The organism is Bosea sp. ANAM02 (assembly GCF_011764485.1).
GTDB lineage: Bacteria > Pseudomonadota > Alphaproteobacteria > Rhizobiales > Beijerinckiaceae > Allobosea.
Window position 1 is genome coordinate 12656 of sequence record NZ_AP022848.1, and the last position, 14686, is coordinate 27341.

Here is a 14686-nt window from a genome sequence, read left to right on the forward strand (position 1 = left end):
CGCGGCCGTCAGAAGAGGAATCGTTGGTCTTGAGCGTGGGTTGTATGGTCGCGAGGGACAACCTGGAGCAGCTGCGGACGAGCGACAGCGCCGACTATGATCTGGATGTCGTCGGCATTCTCGATTGCCTCCTGTACGGAGGACAGGAGGGTCGCAAAATCACCGGGGCTCATTTCCTGAGAAGCCGGGCTATCGAGGATAAGAAGTCCCGGGTGGCGACCATACATGCGGCGGCGCGAAACCTCTATGATCGCCAGCGCGGCCGCAATTCTCACGCGCAGGTTTTCACCAGGCGAAAGTTTGCCGAAGCTCGTCTGCGTAGCGCCTTGGATGATGCGAAGCGCTCCGCCAGTGCCCCATTCCATGCTTTCGAGATTTTGCACGCCGAACAGCTTGGATAGGCGTGTGATCTCTTCAGACACCTCCCGAAGAATGTCGCGAGCCAGGCCATCGTAGAGCTCCTTGGTGATCTCTTCCGCAGCTTTCAAGACGACCTCGTCGTCAGCAGTTTTGTCGCTTGGGTCAGGCTCGACCTCATCCTCACCCGCTATAAGACCCTGGAGCTCGGCTTTCTGTGCTTCCAGGCCGCGAATCTCCAGTTCGAGATCGGCCTCAGCCTCAGATGACAGGTCCTTTTCCAGCAACTTCAGCCTACCCGCGGCCGTCGAAACAGCCTGAACAGCCGCCTTCTCGTTGTCTTTCGCTTGGTCGAAGGCATCCTTCAAAAGATCGACCTGGGACGTGGCATCCTTCACATCGTCTTCGAGATCGCTGATGCGAATGCCGCTTTCATCTTCCTGGTCACGGTCTTCGGTGCCGCACAGCGCGCAAATCGCTTCTTTGCTTGCGCTCTCATGGCGATTCAAATCGATGCCGGCGTCGCAGGATGGGCAGCAGACCGGCCGCAATGAGCGGAAAACTAGCCCGGCATTCCGGTCATCCGTCAGCTGCTGCAAAGATCGCCTCGTTTCCGCCAGGAGCGCCTTGGCGCCCTGCCATTGCCTGTCCTGGTTCGCGCACTGATCCCGAGCGCGTTCCGCCGCCTGTCGGAGCCCAATCAGCTCTCCGTCCAGGACGAGGATCTGGGCCCGGATGGCACTGCGATCGATATCCGGCCGAACCTGGCCGCGCTTCTCCTCTAGCGCGTCCTCCACCGTTTTGAGGCGCGCCGCCAACCTGTCCATGAGGCCCTTGTTGAGCGGCGCACGTTCGGATTTGCTAGCTCGAACTCGCTTCAGTGCCGTCGACGCTGCCGTGTAGGTGCTGACCCATGGAAGTCCCATGAACATCTGCAGGAGCCGCAGCGGGATCGCGTCGATCAGGACCTCTCCAAAGATCGCCTTTCCTGGTCCATTGACAAAAAGTGCGGCGGCGATCGCCGGCCAGCCATGGGTATGGCTCCCGTCCCGGTCATTGTGAGCATGGAATCTTGCAAAGCCGAACTCCGCCAGCATTGCATCTTCCATAGCCCGCTCAAGCGGATCGCCTATTGGTCCCTCGTATAGCGGGAACCAGGTTTCACCCTCTTCGCGAGCAAACTGCGCCTGCCCCTCCCTTCGCTCGTCGCCAGATTTCTTGCTGATGACTAGCCGATGCCCGATCTCGTTGGCCTGGAAGACCACCTCGACATGGCTCAACCAACGCCAGATGTCAGGCTTCACGCGGTCAGGCAGATCTCCGCGTATGCCACCTTGGATCACGCCGAGCAGTGTGGATTTTCCGCGCGAGTTTTGATCCGACAGAATAGCCCACAAGCCCTGTCCGAAGCGGAACGTGCTGTCGAAGGGACCGTTCTCGGCTGTTCCTTCCTTGACGCCCTGAAGTCTGACCGACCGGATACGCAAATGCTTCCGTCGCGGCAGCGTCGATTGCGGCTCGATGCCATATCGGTCGAGGGTCTCCTGCACCGTGCTGGCAGGAAGCGAGGACTTGTCGGCAATGGCGTCAACCCAGTCCGCTGCTGTGACCTGATGATTCATCCGCGCCACCTTAAGGAATCGAGCCTGGTGAGGACGCGTCCCTTGATCGACGGGATTTCGGTGCCGTGAGGCGCGCCGCGATATTCAGGATGGAGGTACTGATCGTCCTTCAGGCTGGAACCGCTGCGGAAGCCCGCGAGCGTCATGACCAACTGCACGCGATCGCGATACCAAGTCAGAGTCGGTTGTTCGCGTTCGATCTTCGCGACGAATGCCAACGCGGCCTGTGTCACGATGAAATCGTGACGTTTGTGCCCTGCCGTTTGCTTCAGCGCGCGGACAAGCCCATGAGCCGTTAGGATCGAGAGTGGCATCTCGATGTTCTGGAATGCACCCCGGCGCCAGCGAACCATCGCAACGGTACGGACATCCGGCTCGTCCCGCTCGAATATCTGCCTCGCGGCCTGGAGGCTGGCGAGGTCCCTCTCACGCTCGTATCGGTTGAGCAATTCGTCAGCGAGATAGTCTGGATATCGTACGAGGAAATCCATCGCCATCGCGCGCTTCTCGCCGCGAAAAATGCGCTCGCCGTCTTCAGTCTCCTCACTGCCGACCACAAGGATGAACAGCAGGCGGATGGCATCGCGGTGATGAAACCCGATCTGCTGAATATTCCGATCGGTGCTGAATGCTGCGCCGAAACCTGACGGGGCAGAGTGGTCAGCCTGCTCTGGCATTATCCGGCCTGCCAGTTCGAGCAGCGTAAAAGAAGGCATTCAAAGCGGATGATCCCCCCAGCATCCAGTTGCGCCAACCTAGAGGGTAATACCCAGAGGAATCTATGCGACAAAAGCGCAATTCAGGATTGAGACCGCGGTCCTTCGTTGCCGCCACGGGAAGCCGCTCGGCCAAGACCGTCCACTGCAGTAGGATTGGGCGCGCGGTCCTTCTACGGCTCCAGCCTCGACGTAAGGACTGAGCTTTGGCATCTTGGAACGATCGCGCCCTAAAAAATCGGGCGAGCGCAAGCCAAGGGCAGCAACTTGCACGATAGGCCAAGCGCAAACTCCGGCCCAAGAGGGCGCATTGACGGCAGATCCGAGGAGCCAGCCTGGCGCCGCAGCAGCGCTATGAAGTTGTTCTACCAATCTGCCGAGGAGCCAGGAGATCTTCAGCCCGACCGTATGCAGCCCATGAGCGCAGACGCACAATTGCCCGGTTACCTGTGCCAAGCCGCTAGATCGCTCTTGGGCGTCTCTCAGGCGTGGCTATGGAGCAAGGCAGACGTTTCCCGAAAGACGATCAACGATTACGAAAATGGCTTCCTCGAACCCCAGTCTCCGATCGTCGGTCGCATCCGGTCTGCTCTGGAGAAGGCTGGCGCCCAGTTCGTGCTGGGAGAAAAAGCAATCGGCGTGATCGTTCATCAGTCGCTGGCGGATGCTGCTGCTGCTTCACGCTCGACGAGACGGCAAGAGGCGTCCGTTAACCATAATCGTTAAATATTTACCGATAGCATTTTATCATTGATATAATGATCTTCATGCGTGGTGCCTGAGCCCGACCGCGCCCTGATCAGGTGACCTCCCATAGACCGGTCGCCCCAGCTCGACTCCCGAACCGACTTCGAACGTCAGGCCGACCCGCCGCTGCGATTGGCCTATAGCTCACGTATTGGAGATCCGTATGGCTTCACGGCGCCGCAATCAGCGAGCCGGACGCGGGATTTCGGCGTCCGTTTTGTCTGTGGGATTCGGTATTAGATCGCGCAAGATCGAGTTCAGCGGCGCAAGCTGCTTGAGGTCGGTGACCCGCATGAGTTCGTGCCTTGGGCACACGAATGAACTTCTCGATGAGGAGTTTGACGAGCTCAGCTGCCTTCCTGAAACGCTTTTGGCTTTAGCAAACCAAGCCTGAGAGCGCTCAGTAGTCTCAAACGCGATTGCACAATTCCGGGCAGCAGCCGGAGGAGCGCGCATGTCTGCATACACACCCCATGAGTCCGATAGTCTGGCTCGCGCCTATCTCAACATACTGATCGAGAAGGAGAAGGACCGGCAGGAACTACACTCACGCTTCGTCATCAACGATGACGAGGACGTCCCGCAGCGAGGTAGCCTCTCGCACCTGGTTCGACCGGATCTCGCGGCCATCGCGATATTGGCCGCACGGGCAATCGAAGCCGAGCCCGGCTTGTCGAAGAGATTGCGGCGAGGTTCGCCTATCATCACGATTGCGACTAACTCACCGCCGCTCGTCGAGACGGTGAAGGAGATTTTCTCCCTCTGTGTTTTCCCATACGGCTCCAAGCTAATCGAGATCGAGGGTGACGATCTCTTCGTGCGCAAGAGCGACGCCGCAGTCGTGATCGCCCGCGATGGTGCGCGGAAGGATCACCGCCCGGACAAGGGCAACCGCGCCATCTCGATAGCCCTGCAGAACCGCCTGCCAATCGTTGGCATCGCACCCGATCCGGACCTCTATCTGCCCAGCGCACTTCTCCGCACCGCAGAGCATCGGCTCCGCCTTCCGGTGCTTGACACGAGCGCACTGGCCTTGCTGATCGAGTTCCTGACCGGCGAGGCCCCCACCACCCCGCTTGACGAGGAGACATTTCGACAGGTCGGCATCGAGGATCTACCGCTGATGCTTCGCGGTCGGATGACGGCCGACGACTGCATCGCTTCGTTGCAGCACGTTGTTCGGTCGAAGGCCCAGGACCCGGTTTCAGGACCACGTCTGGAAGACCTTGCCGGCTACGGTGAGGCGAAGATTTGGGGCCTCGAACTTGCAGCCGACCTTGCAGAACTGAAATCCGGCCGGCTTTCATGGGCCGAGATCGACCATAAGGGCCTGCTTCTGACGGGTGCCCCTGGAACCGGGAAGACGCAGTTCGGGAAGGCACTGGCGAAATCTGCGGGCGTTCCGCTGATTGCAACCTCGGTCGCGCAATGGAACGCGGCTTCGCATCTTTCCGGCACCCTTCAGGCTATCCGCGAAGTGTTCCAGCGCGCTCGTCAGCAGGCGCCATGCATCCTGCTGATCGACGAGATAGATGGCATCTCCGATCGCGCCATGCTGCGTGGCGAGTACGTCGAGTACTGGTCGCAGATCGTCAACTTGCTGCTCGAACAGCTGGCTGGAATCGATCAAAGACCGGGTGTGGTGGTCATCGCCGCCACAAACTTCCCTGACCGGGTCGATGCAGCTGTCAAGCGCTCGGGCCGACTTGATCGTGTTATCGAAATATCGAAGCCGAGCGCCGACGACCTTGCCCAGATTTTCAGATTTCACCTTGGGCCCGAAACGTTGGCGGACGCTGACTTGATGCAGTTGGCGCTGCCGGCCAAGGGCGCCACCGGAGCTGATGTCGAAGCGATTGTGCAGCGCGCGAAGGGGACGGCCCGCCGAGCGAAGCGTGAACTCAGCGTCGATTGTCTCCTAGCCGAGATTGCGTCCCGGCATCCCCCACTGTCGGCCCAGGACCGAAATCTGATTGCTGTTCACGAAGCAGGCCACGCGCTTGTCGGACTGGTGCTAGGCGTCGGAACCGTAGTGGGTGCGTCCGTGCATGCTGCGGGCGGTGGCATCGACATCCGTACCGATATGACGGGGAGCCTCACGCTCGATTACCTCCAAAACCACATAGCAATGCTCCTCGCTGGTCGCGCCGCAGAGCGCGTGGCGCTGGGTCAAATGTCGATCGGCGCAGGCATGTCCGCATCATCGGATTTGGCGAAGGCGACGCGCTTAGCGGTTCTCGTGGAAACCCAATCAGGCCTCGGGCAGATGGGGCCGGTGTACGTCGATGATCGCGAAGCAGCCGCGATCTCACCGGCTCTGTTCCTCGCGGTCAAACAGCACCTGTTGGAGGGAGACGAGCGTGCGACGGCGGTATTAGTGGCGCAGAAGCGAGCCCTGATGACGCTGGCAAATGCGCTCAACAGTCGAGGGTATCTGTCGGGCGCCGATATTCGCGCCATCGTGGGCACGATCCGCGATGAACCGCCCAATCACGCTGTCACCGTAGAGGATCCCGCACCGGAGGCCGCATGATGCCGATCGTCAACGACCAGATCGATCATCCTTCGATAGCTCTCCTCGAGGCTGTTGCAGATCTTGCTGCGCAGCTGGATGTCCCGCGCCTGGAAGCCGTCATTGCGCTGACGAGCGTTGTTCAGAAGAGAGCAGAGGCGGAGCGGCTGCGAAGACTGGTCTGCATCGCAACTCCCGAGGCAGGCTCTGCGCCCTGCTCCAACCAGATCGAACAATGACCCCGGACATCGAGGCTTCCATGGAACAGGCCTGTGAACGGCTGGCTCGCGCGCGGGCAGATTTGACACGGCTTATCGAGGGCTGGCGCCCTGGCCCGTCCGAACTCAAGGACGCTGTGCTTCTCGAAGATTGGATCCCCGCCGAGGATACGGAAACCGGGACCATGATCTTGGTTGGCGATGCGACCGGACATCCCATTCTCGGCGACAGGTTCATCAGCACCAGCATGCTGATCTGGATGAGCCCGGATTGCTCGATCGCTCGAACCGTGAGCCGCTGGTATCGACTGGGGAAGCGTGCGGTCGTCGCGGTTCGCACCGATCGTAGCCGACCAATCGCTAGGCACTGATGGCGCCGGCAGACCGCCGTTTGGAAGGAGGCACATGTGTCCTCATCGAAACGGGAAGCGCCGCCACTTCATCTCACTCGCGCCGAACAAGTTGCCCTTGTTCGGACATCCGTCGCGCTCATGGGGCACTGGGGTCTCAGCGAGGAAGACGCACGCCGCGCCCTGGGCGGCATTGGACTTGACGTCATGACGGCCTGGCGGCGCGGAATCCCCCAAGGATTGACGGCCCAGTCTTCGTTCCGGCTCGCGAAGCTCCTTCAGATTCACGCGTGGTTGAAGGTTCAGTCCGCCGATCCGGCGCGATCGGCAAGTTGGATGCAGCGTCCCAATCGCCTGTTCGACGATCACCGGCCGGTCGATCTAACGTTCGGTGAGACGGAAAACGGCATAGATCGCCTTCTTTCCTATCTGCGATCGGCATCTTCCCCTTGGTAATGTTCGTCCCCTTCTACGGATTGCGACATTATATCGAAGACTAATGTAAATGAATACGGTAATTCCTTCCGATTTGCTGAAATTTAGGACAAGCATAATTTCCGTGTCGACAAGACATTTGGTAGATAATTTTTAACGACAGCTCCTTGTGTCAGAGCGCCCCGTTCGGGATGCAAGGATTTATCAATCCACCACAAGCGAGGGTTGAATTTTATACGCGTCGATAGACCAAACCACTGCCATCTAGATTGCGGTGGCTCAGCTGAACGCAGAAACAACTGCGAAGCAGGAATGGACTTCGGCGGCTTGGCTGTGGGGAATTTGGCTTTGAGCGAGAAGCGATCGCAGAACTCCACTCGCGGAACGCCGCGAAATGCAGAGGGCATTTTCGCTGGCGCCGTGGTCTCGCGGCATGTCGGCAAGCCTTCCCCATCCCGAAAAATCATCACCGGACGAAGAGACTGCATCACCGGCGTGTTCCCGTCATCCAAGCCCAAGATGGGCCACAGGATGGTCGCCTATGAAGGAATGCTGGCCCGCGACTTCATCGCGCTGATCGACTGCGATCCTTTCGTTGAATCGTATCAGGAGGAACCGGCGTCGTTTCCATGGACCGATGGCATCGATTGGCGAACCTATACGCCCGATTTCTCGGTCACCCTCATCGATGGGCGAAAAATCTGCGTCGAGGTGAAACCGCATCGCCGCGTGCTTAAGTTCCCGCCCTCGTTCTTCATGGGCATCAGCGAGGCTTCCCTGGGCGCGGGCTATTCTGCGTTTGAGGTCTGGACCGATCGGATGATGGGGGCGGTCGCGGTCGCCAACGCCGGCCTGCTCGCGAGCGAGCGGACTTTCATTACGAATGACTCGGAGCTCTTCACGATCCGCCGAGCCACCGATCGCGTGGACAGCTTGGTCACGATCCGCGAGCTGCGAAGGATTTCTGGGCTCGGCCGGCGCGCATATCGCGCGGTCATAGGCCTGATTGCACGAGGCGAGCTGCTTCCCGTGCACCCACACGTCCCCCTGGACGACCAAGCCCTGCTTCGACGCGCCTGATCAGAGACGATCGATGACACCGCAAATCCGCCTGCAGCCAGGTACAGTCGTCAAGGTCGAAGGCGTCCTCCACAGGGTGAAGGGACGCAATCACATCGGCCTGAACCTTCAGACGCTTGGTGAGATGCCCGTTGTGGTAACGCGCCCACATGACGAGGTGGCGCGGCTGTATTTCGCGCGTCCACGCAGGTTCGAGGTTGTAGAGACCGTCTCGGCCAAATTGCCGATTGGGGTCGTCGACAATCTCAACCGCCAGATCGACACCTTCGATATCCGGTACCAGGACGAGGCGATCAAGCGGCTCGATTACGTCCGGGCATGCGACACGTTCTTCGCCGACGGCACGTTCAAGAAAGTCATGGTTGACTACGCCAAGATCGCCGCGTTGACCGCTGAGGAGCGCCGCCGGCGCGATGCCGAGTTAAAGGGTATCGAGCCTCAGTATCTTCCCTTGGAAAAGGTCAGCGGGGCAGCTCTTCGGCAGTGGCATCGCAGGTGGTGCAAGGCCGGACGTAACATTGTCGCTCTCGTCCCGCTGAACGACCGCAAGGGCAGGACCGGCTTTAAGCTGGACCCCGAGGTGGAGAAAATGATCGCGCGGCGAGTCCGCGAAGATTGGCTTTTGTTGGAGGGCCCTCCACTCAGCCACGTGATTCTAATGATTCAGGACGACGTCAACGAGATCAACAAGGCGCGCGTTACAGAGTTGGCCATCCCCGACGCGATGACGGTCAGGCGTTGGGTGGATGCGAATGTCAGCGAGTTCGAAAAGGTATTCCATCGCGAGGGGAAGGCTGCCGCCGAACAGCGATTCAGACACGTCAAGGCGGCCCCGATTTCAACGCACCCGCTGGAGATCGTCGAGATCGATCACACCTGGCTCGATGTGCTGATCGTCGACGAGGCGGGGGACGAGGTCAAAGTTGGCAGAGGCAAGAAAAAGAAGACCGCCCGTCCGTGGTTGACGGTCGCCGTCTGCACCACGACCCGCATGATCATGGGGTACTACCTGACGCTTGAGCGCCCTTCATGGACCTCCGTCATGAACTGCCTTCGCATGGGAATATTGCCGAAGGATCTGGAGGGCCATCAGGTCACGTCTACCTGGCCGGTTTTCGGCGTCCCGCAGGTTCTCAAGCTCGATAACGGCAAGGAATTCCATTCGCGTTCCATCAACGCAGCGGCCGGTCAGCTCCGGATGGAGCTGCGCTATATGCCGCGAGCAAAGCCCCATCTGAAGGGTAAGGTCGAACGCCTGCTGGGCACTGTCGCTCGTGACTTCTGCGCCTATCTGCCAGGGCGGACTTTCCGCGATGTTCGCGAGCGTGGGGATTACGAAAGCGAAGAACGCGCAGCCTTCACTCTCCAGGAACTGAACGATCTGTTCATCATCTGGCTGGTCGATATCTACCACAATCGGCAGCACGGCGGCCTTGTCGGCCGGACCCCGCTCCAGCAGTGGAACGAGCTCTCAGGCATGGGAGTAAGGCTACCCCCCAGCGCCGACGATCTCTCACCGCTCATCTCGCTGGTGGTGGATCGCACGATCCGCTCGACCGGTATCACATTCCTGGGTCTTAATTATCAGTCAGAGAGCCTCAAGGGGATCCGGAGACGCCGCGGCTTCCACTACGGCCAGCAATTCCTGGTCAAGATCGATCCCTACAATGTCGGCGAAATTCTGGTTCTCGTCGATGAGAAGACCGGTTGGGAGGCCGTGCCTTGCGAAGATCCCTCCATTTCCGAGGGTGTTTCCCTGACGGAGTGGAAAGACACCGTGAAACTCGCGCGGAAAATGACCGCTAATGGGGATCGGGTCGCCCACCAGACCCTGATCAACGCCATGAAGCTTCTGCGAGCCGAGGCAGAGAGGAAGGGCGCCAAGGCCAGGAAGCTCACCCAGATCGATGCTGATTGGTTTCGCGAGAACCTCGATGCGCCATGGTTCGACGTGTCCCCAGACCCGAGCGAGCCATCGGATCGGGGTTCGCTGGCCAAACCGCCCAGCCGCAAGGCCCTCATCAAACCACCAAAAATGCCGGCGGTCGGCTACCTCGCCTCTGGCGCGCAAGCTGGCAAGGAAGACGAGGTTTCCTCGCTCGCCTCCCAGCCGAACGAGCACGCGGTTGGCGTCGTCATCGGTGAGCTTGAACGCTCCGCGCCAACGGCCGAGCTAGCATTGCAGGGCGCCGAGCATCGAAGAGCGACTTTTTCCGTGGAGGCGACTGCTCGCGCCTCGACGCATCGCGCGACTGCCGCTCCCGGGCCGCTCGCCGATGGTGACGACGACAATGATCTCGACAATTGGACCGCCGAATGATGAGTGAGCTTGCAGAAGGGCAAGAGACCCATGCTGTCGAAAGCCCTCTTCCGAATTCTCCATCGGGTCGCAGGAGAAGATTTGCGACGCCGCGCGACCCGGCAAAGGTAGCGGCTGCGCTAATGAAGGCGCAGGTGATCGGCATCAAGATCAACACGGACATCGTCACGGGCACGCGCAAGCGGTTCGACGAAATGCTCAGCGATCTGGAGGTCGACGACGAGGTTCCCCCGCATGCCGCCGAGGAGCTCGAAGCACGCTGCATGGTCATCGCAGCCCCTTCTGGCGCTGGCAAATCGCACATTCTGCTCCGGTTGCGAGAACATCCGAGCCTGCAGCCATATCGTGATGAGATCGGCCCGGTGAGGCCCCTGATAGCCGTGAAAGCGCCAAGCCCCTGCACCCTCAAAACGCTTGGCATCCAAATTTGCCATCGGCTGACTGGCATGCGACTTCGCGCATCGGCGACCGAGCACGAGATCTGGACCGAGGTCCGTGCACAGCTCGACGCTCAGCACGTGTCCGTCCTTATGATCGACGAGTTTCACCATGCCTTCGCGAAAAGCAGCGCGGATCAGAGGCGGAACCTGGTCGAGACATTGAAGAACCTAGCCATTCCGGATCCGGCCGACCCGCTTCGCCAGCCAGGGTCAGAAATGCGCCCGATCATGCTCGTCCTATCTGGAATGCCGTGGACCATCCAGGTTCTGAACCAAGATTCGCAGCTCTTGCGCAGGCGAGCTGTTATCGCGATCGAGCCTTTGAAAAACGATCAGAGCGGGCTGCGGAAAGCAGCCAAGTTTATGGAACTCGTGGAGTCGAAACTCCCGTTTGAGACCTCATCGGACCTAAGTGAGCCCGACATGCTGAGGCGCATGATGCTCGCCAGCAATGGCTTTACAGGCCGGATGATGGCGCTCGTCAAGCAAGCCGCATTCCTTGCTATTAATCAAAAGGCGCAGTTCATAGACCGGGAACGGCATCTCGCGGTTGTCTTCGAGGAGATCTTTCAGATCGGGAAACTGCGAAATCCCTTTCTAGTACCCGACATAACTTCTTGCCCAAGAGTGCCGGAGCCGGCTTTCGAGCGGCTCACCCTTCTGAAAGGGACCGGGGACGAATGACGTGGCAGGTGTAAAGGTCGTTCCAGTTCGCGCAGACGCACCATCGCGAACCTTAACAATCAAGCCGCCAGTCCTCTCCGGAGAGACTGCTGTCGCCTTCCTGCATCGCGCGTTCACGATCAATGGCCGGGTTTGGAACAATTCGCTTCTGGGCCGCGAAGGTGTTGGCCTCACCAAACTAATTCATGGCCAGCCCAACTCCGCATGGGACGTGTACATCGGTCACCAGCCAGAGGGCCTCGTCGGAAACGATATCCCCCTCAAGGGCAAAAAACATATCGAGTTCGCCGGCCAGACTGTCCGGCGCGAAGATTGGAATTCTCGATTCCGGCGCTGGTGCCCGGGCTGCTGGCAAGCCGATCTCCGCAGCCCTGCGCGCGGAAGGTCTGCCGACTGGAACATCCATCATCGCTACTGGTGGGATGTCCTAGCCATCTCCCACTGTCCTCATCATCGCATGAAACTGGAAAGTACCTGCCCACAATGCGATCGGCGTGTACATTGGTTAGCCGGATCAATGACACGTTGCGACAAGGGCCACTCCCTTCTGGGAAAGCACGGCGTCCCGGTCCCAGCGGAAGAATGTGTCCTCGACGATTACCTCCTTGCGCGCTTCGAGGATCCAGATAGCCCGCGAAATTCCTACCTTGATAGCTTCGACCTGGCGAACGTCGCAAAAGTGGTGGAGCGCCTCGGCGCCGCTTACTTGGACGAGAATTCCAGCATCAAGGAACTCCGCAGGGTAGTCGGTCGTTGCAAACTTCTCAGCACGGGTATGCGTGTGGTGTCCGAGTTGCCGGGCTCCGTTGGTCCACTTCTTGATCGTGTAAGAGAAGGCGCGTCCGCGCGAAAAGGAAAATGGGGCGTACTACGGACCTATGGTGCTTTTAATGAATGGGTGAAGTGCTTGCCCTCTGTCGCATTGGCAGAAGTGCTGCGCGACGAAATGGTGAAGCATGCTCGGAGGAACGGGGTCCACGTCAAGACAGGAGGCGACGTAGGCGGCGTCGCCGTGCCGAAAATTGCGTTGACGCTCGTAGAGTCTGCAGAGATCTGTGGAATATCTCCGACCCGCTTCAGGCGCATTGCGGTCGCTGTAGGCATCAAGTCCCGCAGAGTTGAACGAGGAACTACGGCCGGTTTCTCACCTCCGATAGTGAAATATATCGCTCAACAACTTGATGGACACTTGCTACTCAATGATCTGGCCAAGGAACTAAGAATTTCGAAGGGCTCCTTAAAAAATCTGATCCAAAAAGGATACATCAGAAAACTTTTCGATTCAGAAGATTTTACTGGATCGTACTCTTGGTTATTCCCGCGAGATGCCGCGACGAAGCTCATCTCGAAGCTAGAAGCACTATGCATCCCGTTGGGCCCATCCGATAAGCAATGGAGGTCGATGCGCATCGCCGCCCAATCCAACTACACTTCGCTCGCGGATGTCATGGGTCTTATTTTTGATGGCAAATTGCTAGTCAGACGCGGACGAGGCGCTGGCATCGGCGCCTTTCAGGTACCGATCTCCGCTTCACGTACTCAGGTCAGGATTAAGCGCTGGCCCGGAGAGACAACAGCTGACTTTATGAAGGCAACCAATCTCTCAGCTGCCGCCATAACAAACTACATCCGGGAAGGCATCATCAGAGCAGAATTCCATGGGCAGAATTGGATTTTCCAGCCCGGAGAGATCGATCGCTTTAAGCAGAAATATATCACGCTGTCAGAACTTTCTCTTCTTTCTGGGATAAAATATATCAAGCATATCACTATAATTTTAAGCAATAAAGGCGTCGAGCCGCTCTGTAAGCCTCCGATATTCAAGAAGATACTCTTTTTGCGGCAAGATGCGCTTCCAGCGATCCAACTATGGATGCAAGATCCGACCAATGAGATCAAATCTGCCACCTACGTTAAAAAAATACCCCCTCAATGCTTATCCGCAAAAGCACTAAGCGTTAAATTGCGATGGGATCCCAAATTGGTAGCAGACATGTTGGCAACCGGCCATATTGCCATCACCGCAAAAGTCGGCCACCGAACTTACATTCCCAAAAGTGAAATTGATCGCTTGCGCTATGAATTCGTCGCCGCCAACAAACTGGCGCCGCTTCTTGGCAAGGTCGCACCTCATGCGGCGACCACGGCTCTCAAGAAGGCTGGTATTGTTCCGCGATTCAGGAGCACCGATGGACGGTATTCCCTTTTTCAGCGGCTAGAGGCGACCGAAGCCATTGAGAAGCACCTCGCAGAGCAGGAAGGCGATGGCGTCAAACAGCTCAGAACGCGTAAGGCGGCAAAATATCTGGGCACTGACTAAAAGATGATGGGCGTTCTGAACCTGTTTGCAAGCACGATCTCCAGACAGAATAAAAGCAAGAGCTGATGAACAGACGCGAATGAGCGGGCGAGGTGGGTCGCATATCCCGTTGTTTGAACTCGCCGTTGCCCCTTGCCAGCACGGTACTGCACGGAGCCTGTCGCCTGGTCGAATGTCATGCCGCCGTGGTGTGATGCGTTGCGGACCTGTTTGTCGAACTCGGCGCAGATAGCCGCGAAATCGGCATTGTATCGCCCGCACCATGCTGCCTTATCGCTGTGCTGGTGCGGCAAGCTTGATCGTGCGGAGCTGATCAAATGGCGACCCTCGATCAGATTGTTGATAGCTACGAGCACCTCGCGGTAAAGGGGGGGGCGACCTTATGCCATTCATCCTGGGCGCGATCGGCCAGAACTCTCGGGCCGGGACCACCTCCAAGCGATCGGGTAGAAACCTTCGATCGCGCCGCTCGACAGAAGCGGTATAGAACCCCATAGGGGCTGTTCAGGAGCTAGAAGTATTGGGCTGAGAATGTCTGATCGGTCTTCGCAAGCGCCGGAAGCTGACAGGCAACCGGCCCCGAAAAAGGAGGTTGCGATTGCACTCACCCAAGAGGGCAAACGCAATCAAGTCCAACTTGCCGATGCGAGCAGACAGCGCGTGCACGAACTGCGGGCGCTGGCGCGTAAGCAGAAGCGGGCCAAAAAAGCACCGTAAAAAGCTCGGTAAAATCACCGCCAAGCACCGACCCAGTCAGTGTCAGGCGATATCTCAACCACCAAGCTCATTCTCGACCAGCGCGTCGTGGAAGCGCCCGTCGATAGCGACCTTTCCCTTGAGTGCGCCAAAGCGCCGCTTGCCCCGTGGTGCGATGGGCGACCACGG

Annotated in this window: 11 protein-coding genes; 9 read left to right on the forward strand and 2 right to left on the reverse strand. The window is 58.7% G+C overall.

The genetic code is table 11. From position 1 onward, the window contains the following. Window positions 1-8: 8 nt before the first annotated feature. Both OCUBac02_RS00045 and OCUBac02_RS00050 read right to left on the reverse strand, forming a co-directional pair. Window positions 9-1979, reverse strand: coding sequence for a coiled-coil domain-containing protein (locus OCUBac02_RS00045; RefSeq protein ID WP_173042972.1), 1971 nt, complete (start codon window positions 1977-1979; stop codon window positions 9-11). After that, window positions 1976-2695 (reverse strand): hypothetical protein, encoded by a 720-nt coding sequence (locus tag OCUBac02_RS00050; protein WP_244639036.1) that lies wholly within the window; start codon window positions 2693-2695, stop codon window positions 1976-1978. The genes OCUBac02_RS00045 and OCUBac02_RS00050 overlap by 4 nt, the downstream gene beginning before the upstream one ends. A 354-nt stretch (window positions 2696-3049) precedes the next feature. Between OCUBac02_RS00050 and OCUBac02_RS00055 the strand changes: the two genes are divergently transcribed. The 9 genes from OCUBac02_RS00055 to OCUBac02_RS00095 all read left to right on the forward strand — a co-directional run bounded on the left by OCUBac02_RS00055 (window position 3050) and on the right by OCUBac02_RS00095 (window position 13801). After that, entirely contained in the window at window positions 3050-3421 is a 372-nt protein-coding gene (locus tag OCUBac02_RS00055) for a transcriptional regulator (protein WP_173042973.1), read from the forward strand. Window positions 3422-3896: 475 nt separating this feature from the next. Next, complete coding sequence (locus OCUBac02_RS00060) at window positions 3897-5975, forward strand: AAA family ATPase (protein ID WP_173042974.1); 2079 nt, start codon at window positions 3897-3899, stop codon at window positions 5973-5975. Further along, window positions 5972-6193 (forward strand): hypothetical protein, encoded by a 222-nt coding sequence (locus OCUBac02_RS00065; RefSeq protein ID WP_173042975.1) that lies wholly within the window; start codon window positions 5972-5974, stop codon window positions 6191-6193. The genes OCUBac02_RS00060 and OCUBac02_RS00065 overlap by 4 nt, the downstream gene beginning before the upstream one ends. Beyond that, window positions 6190-6543 (forward strand): DUF6634 family protein, encoded by a 354-nt coding sequence (locus OCUBac02_RS00070; RefSeq protein ID WP_244639037.1) that lies wholly within the window; start codon window positions 6190-6192, stop codon window positions 6541-6543. The genes OCUBac02_RS00065 and OCUBac02_RS00070 overlap by 4 nt, the downstream gene beginning before the upstream one ends. Before the next feature lie 36 nt (window positions 6544-6579). Continuing rightward, window positions 6580-6978, forward strand: a complete 399-nt coding sequence (locus OCUBac02_RS00075; protein ID WP_173042976.1) for an antitoxin Xre/MbcA/ParS toxin-binding domain-containing protein — start codon at window positions 6580-6582, stop codon at window positions 6976-6978. A 291-nt stretch (window positions 6979-7269) separates the two neighbouring features. Continuing rightward, window positions 7270-8037 carry a TnsA endonuclease N-terminal domain-containing protein gene (locus OCUBac02_RS00080; RefSeq protein ID WP_244639038.1) on the forward strand — a complete coding sequence of 256 codons (768 nt, stop codon included), beginning with the start codon at window positions 7270-7272 and terminating at the stop codon, window positions 8035-8037. 13 nt (window positions 8038-8050) lie between these two features. Continuing rightward, on the forward strand, window positions 8051-10357 hold the full coding sequence (locus OCUBac02_RS00085) for a Mu transposase C-terminal domain-containing protein (protein WP_173042977.1): 2307 nt from the start codon (window positions 8051-8053) through the stop codon (window positions 10355-10357). 122 nt (window positions 10358-10479) lie between these two features. Continuing rightward, window positions 10480-11481 (forward strand): TniB family NTP-binding protein, encoded by a 1002-nt coding sequence (locus OCUBac02_RS00090; protein WP_173042978.1) that lies wholly within the window; start codon window positions 10480-10482, stop codon window positions 11479-11481. Window position 11482: 1 nt separating this feature from the next. Further along, window positions 11483-13801, forward strand: coding sequence for a TniQ family protein (locus tag OCUBac02_RS00095; RefSeq protein ID WP_173042979.1), 2319 nt, complete (start codon window positions 11483-11485; stop codon window positions 13799-13801). The last annotated feature ends 885 nt before the right edge of the window (window positions 13802-14686 follow it).